The 13,879-nt window shown below is 54.5% G+C and carries 14 protein-coding genes; 8 read left to right on the forward strand and 6 right to left on the reverse strand.

What is annotated here, in order from left to right:
• Positions 1 to 19: 19 nt before the first annotated feature.
• Positions 20 to 1,792 carry an aspartate--tRNA ligase gene (aspS, locus tag ACERJC_RS08740; protein ID WP_286633488.1) on the reverse strand — a complete coding sequence of 591 codons (1,773 nt, stop codon included), beginning with the start codon at positions 1,790 to 1,792 and terminating at the stop codon, positions 20 to 22.
• Positions 1,793 to 2,055: 263 nt separating this feature from the next.
• Between aspS and ACERJC_RS08745 the strand changes: the two genes are divergently transcribed.
• The 5 genes from ACERJC_RS08745 to cmoB are packed head-to-tail and all read left to right on the forward strand — an operon-like array spanning position 2,056 to position 5,633.
• On the forward strand, positions 2,056 to 2,622 hold the full coding sequence (locus ACERJC_RS08745; protein WP_373671470.1) for a hydrolase: 567 nt from the start codon (positions 2,056 to 2,058) through the stop codon (positions 2,620 to 2,622).
• Positions 2,619 to 3,437 (forward strand): DUF72 domain-containing protein, encoded by an 819-nt coding sequence (locus ACERJC_RS08750; RefSeq protein WP_373671471.1) that lies wholly within the window; start codon positions 2,619 to 2,621, stop codon positions 3,435 to 3,437. The genes ACERJC_RS08745 and ACERJC_RS08750 overlap by 4 nt, the downstream gene beginning before the upstream one ends.
• A gap of 51 nt (positions 3,438 to 3,488) precedes the next feature.
• Positions 3,489 to 3,884, forward strand: coding sequence for an MAPEG family protein (locus tag ACERJC_RS08755; RefSeq protein WP_042318401.1), 396 nt, complete (start codon positions 3,489 to 3,491; stop codon positions 3,882 to 3,884).
• Between the two features lie 40 nt (positions 3,885 to 3,924).
• On the forward strand, positions 3,925 to 4,668 hold the full coding sequence (gene cmoA / locus ACERJC_RS08760) for a carboxy-S-adenosyl-L-methionine synthase CmoA (protein WP_373671472.1): 744 nt from the start codon (positions 3,925 to 3,927) through the stop codon (positions 4,666 to 4,668).
• Complete coding sequence (cmoB, locus tag ACERJC_RS08765; protein WP_152404097.1) at positions 4,665 to 5,633, forward strand: tRNA 5-methoxyuridine(34)/uridine 5-oxyacetic acid(34) synthase CmoB; 969 nt, start codon at positions 4,665 to 4,667, stop codon at positions 5,631 to 5,633. Before cmoA ends, cmoB begins: the two co-directional genes overlap by 4 nt.
• Positions 5,634 to 5,940: 307 nt before the next feature.
• Here cmoB and cutC read toward each other — a convergent pair whose 3' ends face one another.
• Positions 5,941 to 6,687: a copper homeostasis protein CutC gene (cutC, locus tag ACERJC_RS08770; RefSeq protein ID WP_152404095.1), complete on the reverse strand. Its 747-nt coding sequence runs from the start codon at positions 6,685 to 6,687 to the stop codon at positions 5,941 to 5,943.
• A gap of 2 nt (positions 6,688 to 6,689) precedes the next feature.
• Complete coding sequence (locus ACERJC_RS08775) at positions 6,690 to 7,259, reverse strand: VOC family protein (RefSeq protein WP_373671473.1); 570 nt, start codon at positions 7,257 to 7,259, stop codon at positions 6,690 to 6,692.
• 238 nt (positions 7,260 to 7,497) lie between these two features.
• Between ACERJC_RS08775 and argS the strand changes: the two genes are divergently transcribed.
• Positions 7,498 to 9,231: an arginine--tRNA ligase gene (argS, locus tag ACERJC_RS08780; RefSeq protein ID WP_286633492.1), complete on the forward strand. Its 1,734-nt coding sequence runs from the start codon at positions 7,498 to 7,500 to the stop codon at positions 9,229 to 9,231.
• A gap of 58 nt (positions 9,232 to 9,289) precedes the next feature.
• On the opposite strand, the gene ACERJC_RS08785 is transcribed toward argS, so the two are convergent.
• The 3 genes from ACERJC_RS08785 to ACERJC_RS08795 are packed head-to-tail and all read right to left on the reverse strand — an operon-like array spanning position 9,290 to position 11,324.
• Positions 9,290 to 9,679, reverse strand: a complete 390-nt coding sequence (locus ACERJC_RS08785; protein ID WP_286633493.1) for a VOC family protein — start codon at positions 9,677 to 9,679, stop codon at positions 9,290 to 9,292.
• 1 nt (position 9,680) lies between these two features.
• Complete coding sequence (gene fucP, locus ACERJC_RS08790) at positions 9,681 to 11,012, reverse strand: L-fucose:H+ symporter permease (protein ID WP_152404085.1); 1,332 nt, start codon at positions 11,010 to 11,012, stop codon at positions 9,681 to 9,683.
• Between the two features lie 36 nt (positions 11,013 to 11,048).
• A complete protein-coding gene (locus ACERJC_RS08795) occupies positions 11,049 to 11,324 on the reverse strand; it encodes a hypothetical protein (protein WP_373671474.1) in 276 nt (91 codons plus the stop codon).
• Between the two features lie 220 nt (positions 11,325 to 11,544).
• On the opposite strand from ACERJC_RS08795, the gene deoC reads away from it, so the two are divergent.
• Positions 11,545 to 12,294, forward strand: a complete 750-nt coding sequence (deoC, locus tag ACERJC_RS08800) for a deoxyribose-phosphate aldolase (protein ID WP_373671475.1) — start codon at positions 11,545 to 11,547, stop codon at positions 12,292 to 12,294.
• Between the two features lie 52 nt (positions 12,295 to 12,346).
• The gene (locus ACERJC_RS08805; protein ID WP_373671476.1) at positions 12,347 to 13,852 is read left to right on the forward strand and encodes a xylulokinase; all 1,506 of its coding nucleotides are present in this window, start codon (positions 12,347 to 12,349) and stop codon (positions 13,850 to 13,852) included.
• Positions 13,853 to 13,879: the final 27 nt, after the last annotated feature.

Raw genomic sequence — 13,879 nt, forward strand, 5'->3', positions numbered from 1 at the left:
TCCGTGTATATCTGCCATATCAGTTTTTCTCTTCCTTTTTCACCACGGCGATACCCAGCTCAGCCAGGGCCGCCTGGTTCGCAACGCTCGGCGCTTCAGTCATCAGACAGGCCGCAGCGGTGGTTTTCGGGAAGGCGATAACGTCACGAATATTATCGGTGCCGGTCAGCAGCATGGTCAAACGGTCAAGACCGAATGCCAGACCTGCGTGCGGCGGCGTACCGTATTTCAGCGCGTCTAACAGGAAGCCAAACTTCTCACGCTGTTCCTGTTCATTGATGCCCAGAATGCCAAAAACGGTCTGCTGCATTTCACCGCTGTGAATACGCACGGAACCGCCGCCCACTTCGTAGCCGTTGATGACCATATCGTAGGCGTTCGCCACCGCGTCTTCCGGTGCCGCTTTCAGTTCGCTCGCGGTCATGTCTTTCGGTGAGGTGAACGGATGGTGCATCGCGGTCAGACCGCCTTCGCCGTCGTCTTCAAACATCGGGAAGTCGATGACCCACAGCGGTGCCCATTTGGTTTCGTCAGTCAGGCCCAGGTCTTTGCCCAGTTTGAGACGCAGCGCGCCCATAGAGTCGGCAACCACTTTCTTGTTGTCCGCGCCGAAGAAAATCATATCGCCGTCTTGCGCAGCGGTACGATCCAGAATGGCTTCCACGATTTCAGCGTTCAGGAACTTGGCAACAGGGCTGGTGATCCCTTCCAGACCTTTCGCGCGCTCGGTGACTTTAATGTAAGCCAGACCTTTCGCACCGTAGATCTTAATGAAGTTACCGTAGTCGTCGATCTGCTTACGACTCAGAGCGGCACCGCCCGGTACGCGCAGCGCAGCGACGCGTCCTTTCGGATCGTTTGCCGGGCCGGAGAAGACCGCGAATTCGACGGCTTTCAGCAGGTCAGCAACATCCACCAGTTCCATCGGGTTACGCAGATCCGGTTTGTCGGAACCATAACGGCGTTCGGCTTCGGCAAAGGTCATGACGGGGAAGTCGCCCAGTTCCACGCCTTTCACATCATTCCACACGCTGCGCACCAGCGCTTCCATCACTTCACGCACCTGTTCGGCAGTCATGAAGGACGTTTCCACATCGATCTGGGTAAATTCCGGCTGACGGTCAGCACGCAGGTCTTCGTCGCGGAAGCATTTGACTATCTGATAGTAGCGGTCAAAACCGGACATCATCAGCAGCTGTTTGAACAGCTGCGGAGACTGCGGCAGCGCGTAGAATTTACCTTTGTGCACACGCGAAGGAACCAGATAGTCACGCGCACCTTCCGGCGTGGCTTTGGTCAGCATCGGAGTTTCGATGTCGAGGAAACCGTGATCGTCCATAAAGCGGCGCACCAGGCTTGTGATCTTCGCACGGGTTTTCAGGCGTTGAGCCATTTCCGGGCGACGCAGATCCAGATAGCGGTACTTCAGACGCGCTTCTTCGGTGTTTACGTGGTTGGAGTCAAGCGGCAGTGATTCAGCACGGTTGATGATCGTCAGCGAAGAGGCCAGCACTTCGATTTCGCCCGTTGCCATCTCGCCATTGACGTTTTTCTCGTCACGTGCACGCACGGTGCCCGTCACCTGGATGCAGAACTCATTACGCAGTTCAGAGGCCAGCTTTAACGCGTCCGCACGATCCGGATCGAAAAATACCTGCACGATACCTTCGCGATCGCGCATGTCGATGAAGATCAGGCTACCAAGATCACGACGACGGTTGACCCAACCACACAGAGTCACCTGCTGCCCCACGTGGGACAAACGGAGCTGTCCGCAATATTCTGTACGCATGAGATATCCCTTAATTAGCCGCAGGCGGATTGTCGCCTGTCTTGCAGGCCACGATGTCGCAGCTTTAACTGTATGTCACAACTGAATGAAAAAGGCGGCTATTATACTGGAAATTCTGCCGCACGATAAGTCCGGTACTGACTGTACGCCTGTTTCCTGGACGGGCCTTGCGAATTCTCACAAAAAATAACAAAAATTGTCGCTCCTTACACACGCAATCGCGATTAAGGTGTAACGGAATCTTGATTTTGACGGGAGTTACCATGTTACAACTGAACGCTAAAACGACAGCCCTGGTCATTATTGACCTGCAGGAAGGGATCCTGCCCTTCGCCGGCGGCCCTCATTCAGCCAATGACGTGGTGGCGCGCGCCGCGCGACTGGCGCAGACATTTCGTGCTAAAGGCTCTCCGGTGGTGATGGTCCGCGTGGGCTGGTCTGACGATTACGCCGAAGCGCTCAAACAGCCCGTTGACGCACAGGCCCCGGCTAAAGCGCTACCGGAAAACTGGTGGACGTATCCAAAGGCGCTGGACAAAGCCGACAGCGATCTGGAAGTCACCAAACGCCAGTGGGGCGCCTTCTATGGCACAGACCTGGAGCTTCAGTTACGCCGTCGCGGTATCGACACCATCGTGCTGTGCGGGATTTCGACCAACATCGGCGTCGAGTCCACCGCGCGTAACGCCTGGGAGCTGGGCTTTAGCCTGGTGATTGCCGAAGACGCCTGCAGTGCCGCCAGCGCTGAACAGCATCAGAACAGCCTGACCCACATCTTCCCTCGCATTGCGCGCGTGCGCCGTGCAGAAGAGATCGTCAACGCCTTATGATCTACATTGGCCTGCCGCAATGGTCGCACCCGAAGTGGGTGCGTCTTGGCATTACGGGTCTTGAAGAGTATGCCCGCCACTTTAACTGTGTGGAAGGCAACACCACGCTGTACGCGCTGCCAAAAGTGGAGATTGTTGCACGCTGGCACGCGCAAACGACCGATGCGTTCCGTTTTTGTTTTAAATTTCCGGCGACCATTTCTCATCAGGCAGCGTTGCGCAACTGCGATGATTTGCTCCACGAATTTCTGACCCGGATGTCACCGCTGGAAACCCGCATTGGTCAGTACTGGCTGCAATTGCCCGCCAGCTTTGGTCCACGCGATCTCCCTGCCCTCTGGCATTTTCTCGATACCTTGCCGCAGACGTTTACCTACGGCGTCGAGGTGCGCCACCCAGAGTTTTTCGCCAAAAGCGACGCGGAACAGCAGCTCAATAGCGGGCTGCATCAGCGCGGAGTCAATCGGGTGATCCTCGACAGTCGTCCGGTACACGCGGCCCTTGTGCATAATGAAGCCATCCGCGATGCCCAACGCAAGAAACCGAAGCTGCCGGTGCATGCCGTCGTCACCGCGAACCATCCGCTGGTGCGCTTTATCGGCAGCGATGACATGCGGCAAAACCGGGAATTTTTTGCCGCATGGCTAAAAAAATTACCGCTCTGGGAGCAAACCACCACGCCGTATCTTTTTTTACATACTCCGGATATCGCGCAGGCCCCAGAACTGGTCGACACCTTGTGGCAGGACTTACGTACCGCCTTACCGGACATCGGAACTGCTCCGTCCATTCCACAGCAATCTTCTCTTTTCTGAAATTGCCACCTATCATAGACAGTGCCATCAGCCATTTTAAAGGGAGTTTGTATGGTAAGCGCGCTGTATGCCGTTTTGGGTGCGTTGTTGTTGATGAAGTTTTCTTTTGACGTTGTCCGCCTGCGGATGCAATACCGCGTTGCCTATGGCGACGGCGGCTTCAGTGAACTCCAGACCGCCATCCGCATTCATGGTAATGCGGTGGAATACATTCCCGTCGCGTTAGTACTGTTGCTGTTTATGGAAATGAACGGCGCAGAAACCTGGATGGTGCACATTTGCGGCATTATTCTGCTCGTGGGTCGGCTGATGCATTATTACGGTTTCCACCACCGTCTGTTCCGCTGGCGTCGCTCTGGCATGAGCGCCACCTGGTGCGCGTTGCTGCTGATGGTGTTGGCGAACCTTTGGTATATGCCGTGGGAGTTGGTTTTCTCCCTGCATTAGCGCACAATACGCCACTTTATTTTTCCCGGATTTTTACGTTATGTCTCACCGCGACACGCTTTTTTCTGCGCCAATCGCCAGCCTGGGCGACTGGACTTTCGATGAACGGGTAGCCGAAGTCTTCCCTGATATGATCCAACGTTCTGTCCCCGGCTATTCCAATATTATCTCGATGATTGGCATGCTTGCCGAACGCTTTGTGCAGCCGGATACGCAGGTTTACGACCTGGGCTGTTCGCTGGGTGCAGCGACGCTCTCTGTGCGTCGCAATATTCATCATGAAAACTGCAAAATTATCGCCGTTGATAACTCCCCGGCGATGATCGAACGCTGCCGCCGTCATATCGATGCTTACAAGGCGCCGACACCCGTTGAAGTCGTGGAAGGCGACATCCGCACGATTACCCTCGAGAACGCCTCAATGGTGGTACTGAATTTTACCCTGCAATTCCTTGAGCCACCGGAGCGCCAGGCGTTGTTGGATAAGATTTATCAGGGGCTGAATCCGGGCGGTGCGTTGGTACTGTCGGAAAAATTCAGCTTTGAAGATGCACAAGTCGGTGAACTGCTGTTCAACATGCATCACGACTTCAAGCGGGCAAACGGCTACAGCGAACTGGAGATCAGCCAGAAGCGCAGCATGCTGGAAAACGTGATGCTGACCGATTCGGTCGAAACCCACAAGGCGCGCCTGCGCCAGGCCGGTTTTGAGCACAGCGAACTGTGGTTCCAGTGCTTTAACTTTGGCTCCCTGGTGGCGCTAAAAGCCGGGGCGAGCGCATGATCGACTTTGGTAACTTCTATCAGCTGATTGCCAAAAATCATCTTGCCCACTGGCTGGAAACACTGCCCGCGCAGATAGCCACCTGGCAGCGCGATCAGCACGGTCTCTTCAAGCAGTGGTCAAACGCGGTGGAATTTCTGCCGGAACTGACGCCGTACCGTCTGGACTTATTGCACAGCGTGACGGCGGAAAGCGAAGAGCCGCTGAGCCCAGGGCAACTCAAGCGTATCGATACCCTGATGCGAAATCTGATGCCGTGGCGTAAAGGGCCGTACTCGCTGTATGGCGTGAACATTGATACCGAATGGCGCTCCGACTGGAAATGGGATCGCGTGCTGCCACATTTGTCAGACCTGACCGGGCGTACAATTCTGGATGTCGGTTGCGGTAGCGGCTACCACATGTGGCGCATGATTGGCGCGGGGGCACATCTGGCCGTCGGCATTGACCCAACGCAACTGTTCCTGTGCCAGTTTGAAGCGGTGCGTAAACTGTTGGGTAACGATCAGCGTGCGCATCTGCTGCCGCTGGGCATAGAACAACTGCCAGCGCTGAATGCGTTTGATACCGTCTTTTCGATGGGGGTGCTTTACCATCGCCGTTCCCCGCTGGAGCACCTCTGGCAGTTGAAAGACCAGCTGGTGAAAGACGGCGAACTGGTGCTTGAAACCCTGGTAGTGGAAGGCGACGAAAACACCGTACTGGTGCCGGGCGATCGCTACGCGCAGATGCGTAACGTCTATTTCATCCCTTCTGCTCTGGCACTGAAAAACTGGCTGGAGAAATGCGGCTTTGTCGATGTTCGCATCGCAGATGTTTGCATCACCTCAACCGAAGAGCAGCGTCGTACCGAGTGGATGGTTACCGAATCGCTGGCCGACTTCCTCGACCCGAACGATCACAGCAAAACCGTTGAAGGTTACCCTGCCCCGTTACGCGCGGTATTGATTGCGCGTAAACCGTGATGTTGTGGGTCGTAGGCCGGATAAGGCGTTAGCCGCATCCGGCGTTTTGCCGGAGGCGCTTCGCTTATCCGGCCTACGGTTTCTGATGGAATAAGGTCCTTTCTCCAAAATAGTTCGGTTTGCAACAAGGCGGCGACACAGCGAATCCCTGGGAGCTTACATAAGTAAGTGACCGGGGTGAGCGCGGAAAGCCAACACAGTTGCAGGCCGAAATATGCAGGAGAAAGATAAAAAAAGGCCCCTGTTGAATGGGCAGGGGCCTGGTACGAGCAAGCATCATATTGGGCGACATGATGCAACGGTAAAATCATTTGGCCTGATGGCGAACCATGATTCCTTTCATTTCAGCAACCGACTTGCCGTCTACCGCATAGCGGGAATATTCATCCGCTTGCTTATCTGTCGACATTGACAGACCCTGATTGCGATAACGCATCGGCGAAGCCATCAAGGTTCCAGCGGAGCTATGTACTTCCCGTACCCCGACATCCAGGAAACGCGACAGATTTTCTGCGCGAACCCCCGCTCCGGCCATAATGATTGGAGCACCGGGTTGAGCAATAAGTTCCAAAATATTTGCTAAACCTTGCACTGCATCAGATTTTTGCCCCGACGTCAGCACTCTGGCGATCCCCAATTCTGCGAGATTCTTCAGTGCATTTAACGGATTAGCACACATATCGAAGGCGCGATGGAAGGTCACGGCCAGTGGACCCGCTGCAGCCATAATCTGCTGCATACGCGGCATATCGACATGACCATCAGGGTCAAGAATCCCCGTCACCAGTCCAGGAAAACCCAGTTCACGCACGGTCCGTACATCATCCAGCATCGCAGCGAACTCGCCGTCGGTATAACAAAAATCCCCACCGCGTGGACGGATGATCGGATGTACAGGAATCGTCACCGCCTGACGGACCGAGCGTAACACGCCCAGTGACGGCGTTAAGCCCCCCTCCTTTGGCGCGGCGCACAGTTCAATGCGGTCCGCACCGTTTTGCTGCGCCGTGAGCGCGCACTCCATGCTGTAACAACAGATTTCCAACAATGCCATATTCACTCCTGTTGCTGTTCGCTGGCGACAATCGCCTCAATCGACCACGGGTGGAACTTGACGGTCACCTTCCCGTCAGTGACCGCCAGCGTCGGGTTCGACAGACGTTCATGTTCCCCTTTCGGTGAACTGGTTTTCACAAAAATGCCCGGCTGGCTCAGCCCGTCATCCGAAAGCAGCGCCAGCGCGCGCGCGTTCAGGGTTTCAGGGGAGCCCGGCAGGACGATTTCAATATGTTCCCACCCTTCATGAGGATACCGCTTTTCTCCGGGCCACGGCAGTTCCACCACACAAAAACGCCAGTGCGCGACGCACACCGGCTCATGCAGTTTAAACAGGCAAATCGGTCTGCCGTTGATGGTATTTTCCGACAACAGCTCACCACACTGTTCAAATCCGCGGCGCCAGCGTTCGGCAGTGGCATCCTGATGACAGCGCAAAGAAATGTGATCGGCCTCAAGCGGTGAAACATCCAGACCGAGGCGAGTGGAAAGTTCTGTGAACGCCTGAGTGAATCGCGGTAAATCTGCGGAAATATCATGCAGTTCGTCAATGGTCTGCCAGTTCGCCATAATAAGAGCTCTTATCGGTGTACAAAGCCGCTAATTTACTCTGTTGGCCTCTCGCAACCAACCGTAGATTACGGGTTTTGCGGTATGCATGCTTATGCACTCCTTTAACGCTTATTTTCTGCGCACGCTTGCGGCTGTGCAGTGCTGACGCAGGGGGGCATTTGCAGTATACTCCCGCCCTTAATTCTTAAACTGGTGCGGTAAATAACATCCCGCTTCATCAACGTAAGGTATTCCGGTGAATATTCAGGCTCTTCTCTCAGAAAAAGTCAGTCAGGCCATGATTGCTGCAGGCGCGCCTGCAGATTGCGAACCGCAGGTTCGTCAGTCAGCAAAAGTACAGTTCGGCGACTATCAGGCCAACGGCATGATGGCAGTTGCTAAAAAACTGGGTATGGCTCCGCGACAACTGGCTGAGCAGGTGCTGACTCATCTGGATCTGAACGGTATCGCCAGCAAAGTTGAAATCGCGGGCCCTGGCTTTATCAACATTTTCCTCGATCCGGCGTTCCTGGCAAAACACGTGGAACAGGCGCTGACCTCCGATCGTCTTGGCGTGGCGAAACCAGCAAAGCAGACAGTAGTGATAGATTACTCCGCGCCGAACGTGGCGAAAGAGATGCACGTCGGTCATCTGCGCTCCACCATTATCGGTGATGCCGCCGTGCGTACCCTTGAGTTCCTCGGCCACCACGTTATTCGCGCCAACCACGTCGGCGACTGGGGCACCCAGTTCGGTATGCTGATCGCTTATCTGGAAAAACAGCAGCAGGAAAACGCCGGTGAAATGGCGCTGGCCGATCTCGAAGGTTTCTACCGTGAAGCCAAAAAACACTACGACGAAGACGAAGCCTTCGCCGAGCGCGCACGTAGCTACGTGGTAAAACTGCAGGGTGGCGACGAGTACTTCCTGCAAATGTGGCGCAAGCTGGTCGACATCACCATGTCCCAGAACCAGATCACCTATGACCGTCTGAACGTGACCCTGACCCGCGACGACGTTATGGGCGAAAGTCTGTACAACCCGATGCTGCCGGGGATCGTGGCCGATCTGAAGGCTAAAGGTCTGGCTGTCGAGAGCGAAGGCGCAACCGTGGTATTCCTTGATGAGTATAAAAACAAGGAAGGCGAACCGATGGGCGTCATCATTCAGAAGAAAGATGGCGGTTATCTGTACACCACTACCGATATTGCCTGCGCCAAGTACCGTTATGAGACGCTGCATGCCGATCGTGTGCTCTATTACATTGACTCCCGTCAGCACCAGCACCTGATGCAGGCGTGGACCATCGTGCGTAAAGCCGGTTATGTCCCGGATTCCGTGCCGCTGGAACACCACATGTTTGGCATGATGCTGGGTAAAGACGGCAAACCGTTCAAAACCCGTGCGGGCGGCACAGTGAAACTGGCGGACCTGCTGGACGAAGCGCTGGAACGTGCGCGCCGTCTGGTGAGTGAAAAGAACCCGGATATGCCGGCAGACGAGCTGGAAAAACTGGCCAACGCCGTCGGTATTGGCGCGGTAAAATATGCCGATCTGTCAAAAAACCGCACCACCGACTACATTTTCGACTGGGACAACATGCTGGCGTTTGAGGGTAACACCGCGCCATACATGCAGTACGCCTACACCCGCGTGCTGTCGGTATTCCGTAAGTCTGGTCTGGATGAAAATGACCTGGCGAACGCGAAGGTGCAGCTCAGTGAAGATCGCGAAGCGCAGCTGGCGGCCCGTCTGTTGCAGTTTGAAGAGACGCTGACCGTTGTCGCGCGTGAAGGGACACCGCACGTAATGTGTGCGTATCTGTATGACGTCGCCGGTCTGTTCTCAGGCTTCTACGAGCACTGCCCAATCCTGAGCGCAGAAAACGACGAGATCCGTAACAGCCGCCTGAAACTGGCGCTGCTGACGGCGAAAACATTGAAGCTCGGTCTGGATACATTAGGCATCGAAACCGTAGAGCGGATGTAAATGATAGCAAAAGCCCGGCAACCGCCGGGTTTTTTGATGCCCACCTACCCTACTGCCGCTAACGGGCAAACACATCAAACTCCAGCCGTTCACCATCGGGACCGCGAATCAGCAAGAAACGCACGTTATCTTCTTCAATCGGCCCTTCATCCAACGGATAGCCAAGCATTGCCAGTTTCCGCTGAACGGCATCAAGGTCGCTGACTTCCAGCGCAAGATGATCGATACCGCAGCGAGGGACGTCAAAAGGTGTCCCTTCGGGAAGCTGATACAGTTCAAGAACCGCCCCACCCATTTCAATGAATGCCACGTCAATATTTCCCTGCGGCGACGTTTTACTAAACCGCTGCTGGCGCTTAAAACCCAGAGGTTCGTAGAAGGCCAGCGACCGCGTTAAATTACTGACCTGATAGCCAACATGGGCAATCGTCTTGATCAACTCGCGCATGTCATACCCCCTTACGCACACACCAGAAACCGTAGAAAGCGACGTAAACAAAGCACAATAACGGGGCGATAAAGGCGATTTGCATATTGCCGCCGTTCATATCAGAGATAATGCCCATCACCAGCGGAATCACTGCGCCGCCGATAATTGACATCACCACTATCGAGCCTGCGGTTTGGGTATCTTTCCCCATGCCTTTGATGACCAGGCCAAAGTTCGTCGGCCAGCATGGTGCCATGCAGAAACTCACGAGGATAAGCGCGTACACGGCAAGCATTGAACTGTTAAACACCGCGATCAACAAAAGCCCGGTTGCCGCTAAGGCGAAGCTGCCGAGCAATAACGCCGGATTCAGGCGATTCATCAGCCAGGTGGCAACCGTTTTGCCAATGGCGTAAATCACCAGTGAGGCAAGCAACCAGTAGGTCGCTGAGTGTTCGCTCGTTCCCTGCTGTACAAGCTGAACGAAACGAATCGTGAAACTCCATACGCCAACCTGCGCTCCGACATAAAGGAACTGCGACAGTACGCCGAGACGAAAACGCGGCATTGCAAACAAGCGCTTCACGGTGGGCCCCATCTTTTCCGCAGAAACCTGTTGCTGAGATTGTGCGCCTTTACACGACGGGAATTTAATAAACACAAAAACCAGAGCCAGCACAACCAGCACCGAACCAATAATCAGATAGGGCCCGACCACCTGACTCACCATCTGATGGCGAGCCGCATCCGCAACCGCGGTCGGCATTGCCTGCAACGCTTCATGGCTGGGGTCGTTTTCACCAAAGACCATCACCTGGCCGATAAGCACGCCGGAAATGACGCCCAGCGAATTAAAGATCTGCGAGAAATTAATGCGCTGTGTGGAAGATTGAATGGGTCCCAGCAAACTTGAGTAGGTATTCGCCGAGGTTTCCAGGAAGGAGAGTCCACAGGCAATTACCCCCAGGCAGGCGAGGAACGCGCCATAGGTCATTATCTGAGCGGCGGGAACAAAAAGGAAGCATCCCAGGGCATACAGGCATAATCCAATGATAATCGCCACTTTATACGAATAGCGCTTAATCAGCGCCGCCGCAGGTAGCGCGACAAAAAAGTAGCCCAGGAAAAAAATCGACTGTACCAGCGCGGTCTGGGTATCCGTCAGATCGAACCCCTTTTTAAACTGGGCAATCAAAATATCATTCAGGTTGCCCGCCATCCCCCATAGCGCAAACAAACAGCAAACCAGTAAAAACTGTAGCCATGGGGTATGCGATAAATAAGCGCTGGTATCCAGTTTTTCGTTCTGGACCACCGCTTTATCGACCTTATCCGTAATTAGCGTACTCATTGAGCTATCCTCGTAATGGTTTTCATATTGTAGGGTTCATGTCATTTCATCATCAGAAGCGGCACGGAAAAGATGTTCATGTTCGCCATACAGGTCTACGCGATCGTCCATTGCGTCGGCATGTCGTCTGTCGGCCCAGGAATCCCAAAAGCCCACCCGTCCCGTCAGTCCCATGTTCTCTATCCGCATCTGCGATAGGTGAAATGTCGCAACGCATAAGGCTTCTTCATTACGACAACCCGGTGATTTCCGGGCAAAAGCTCTCCCCGCCGCACGCAGCAGCGTTTCAACAATGCACGTATTAGCCGTCACAACATGACGACGTACTCAGACGATTTGACTGCCGACGTTATGCCGGTTTTTTTAAGCAGAGGTGCGCCAGACGATCTATCCGACCCATCCCCCTTCATGCCTCTTTTCTCATCCCCGCCCTGCTAATTAAAAACAAATGAAAATAAAAAAATGCTAAATTGATCACGTTATTTTCATTTGATGCGTTTTTAAATGAATTTAAGCGTTAAAACAGCGTCAAATGAAACCAATTAAAAACAAAGGGCAGGATATAACCATGAATGAAACAACCCGTCGTTTTGCACGTTTAATCGATCTGAGCGCAGTACAGGCGACCAGTACCGAAGCTGATGTCCGTGCCTGCGCCGAACTGGCAACCCGGTACAACATCATTTCCGTGCATGTACTGCCTTGCTGGACACGCTTTCTCAGCACGTTGCTACCTCAGCAAGGGACTGGAGAGGTGATGATTGGCGGGCCCGTTGGCTTTCCCGGTGGCGGGCATGCCACTGATACCAAGGTTCAGGAAGTGAGGCAGCTTATTGCCGATGGTGCTCGTGAAGTGGATATGGTGGTGAACATTGGCAAAGTGTTATCCGGGGATTATGACTATGTGCGCGACGATTTACGCCGCGTGGTGGAAGCCGCAGCGCCAGTACCGGCAAAAGTGATTCTCGAAACGCACTATTTGAACGAAGAACAGATTCGCCGCGTTTGTGATATTGCCGTAGAAGTCGGGATGAAATGGGTTAAAACCTCTACCGGTTGGGCCCCGACTGGCGCAACGGTGGAAAAAGTCAGCATTATCGCCGATCAGCTTAACGGCCGTATCGACATCAAAGGCGCCGGGGGCATTCGTGACCTGGAAACGGTCCGCGCGCTCTACCAGCTGGGCGTTCGCCGTTTCGGCATGAGCCATGGCGCGGTCACAAAAGTGCTGGCTGAACTGGAGCAATATCCTGAACGTTTTCCTGAGTTGAACGCCGATTAAACCGAAGGGCTGCGGGCCTGATGGCCCGCCTGAAACGTCACCGGAGTCAGTGATGAAAGATAAAATACTCACGATCGATGTTGGCACTGGCAGTACTCGCGCAGCGATTCTGCATGTCGATGGCACAATGGTCGGCTTTGCTCAAAGAGAATATGAGCAGACGACGCCACAGGCGGGCTGGTCAGAACAGTCCCCTTCTTTATGGTGGCAGGCCGCCTGCGAATGCGTACGCGAGGTTCTCTACCGTTATCCTGAAACGGCTTCGCAGATAGCGGTCATCGGCGTTTGCGGGCAGATGCATGGAACCGTGCTGCTGGATAATCATGGCGAGCTGGTAGAAGACAGGGCGCTATTGTGGAATGACAAGCGCAGCCAACCGCAGGTTGACGCCTTTGCTGTGCGTGAAGGGCGGGAAAAATGGCTGTCGCATTTAAATAACCCGCCCGCGGCGGCCTGGCCCGCGTTCAAATTAGCCTGGTGGCGTGAGCATAAGCCTGAAAGCTGGTCGAAAATCGCCACCATTCTTATGCCGAAGGATTACATCAATTTCATGTTAACCGGCGCGCTGGCGACCGATTATAGTGAAGCATCCTGTTATTTTCTGATGGACAGCGAGACCCGTCGATGGTCTTCACAGGCCTGCGCTCTGTTTGGCTTACGCGTTGAGCAATTGCCGACGCTGAAGTTATCCAGCGATATCATTGGATACGTGACGCCCGAAGCATCCCGTCTGACCGACCTCCCATGCGGGATCCCGGTGGTTGCAGGAACATCTGATATGGCAGCGTCCCTGCTGGGTTCTGGGGTCTATGAGCCGGGAATGGCGTCTGACTCTACGGGAACATCGACGTTACTCACGGTTGTCGCAAAGCACCCGTTACAGCATCCCCTCGTTAATAATCTTCATCTGGCTAACGCTGCCTGGGGCGGATTCACAATTCTGGATGCTGGCGGTGATGCCGTCCGCTGGGCGCGGCTGGCGCTTGCCGACAATCAGATTACGCACCCGCAGCTTTTACAGGAAGCGGCGACGGTACAGGCGGGCGCTGAAGGGCTGCTATTTCTTCCCTATCTGACGGGAGAGCGACTGGCTGAAAAAAATAACTCGCGCGCGCAGTTCTTCGGCTTGCAACGAAAGCATCGCCGCGGTCATTTATTCCGTGCGGTACTGGAAGGCGTGGCTTTTGCTTCCTGGCGCAATCTTCGCCAGTTACAAGCGTGCGGACAATACCCTGAACAGATGATCGCTTCCGGCGGTGGCGCACGCAGCCCGCTATGGCTTGAAATCAAAGCGGCGGCATATAATCTCCCGATATTATCTACGCGTAATCAGGAGAATGGCGTCACCGGATGCGGTATTATCGCAGGGGTTGGCGTGGGGCTGTACGCTGATTTTGCCAGCGGCGTGCGACAGACGGTTCAGTTCGACAAACTGATTTCGCCAGATCCCCGTCTGCGGGATTATTACCAGGCCTGCACTGAGCTTTTTGATACGCTCTACCAGCAGTCCACCGCCTTATATGACAGGCTGGATGCCCTGAGCGCAGGACCAGACTGAAGATAAGCCAGCGCGCTATCGTGCGGA

The organism is Citrobacter telavivensis (assembly GCF_041807075.1).
Lineage (GTDB): Bacteria > Pseudomonadota > Gammaproteobacteria > Enterobacterales > Enterobacteriaceae > Citrobacter_A > Citrobacter_A telavivensis.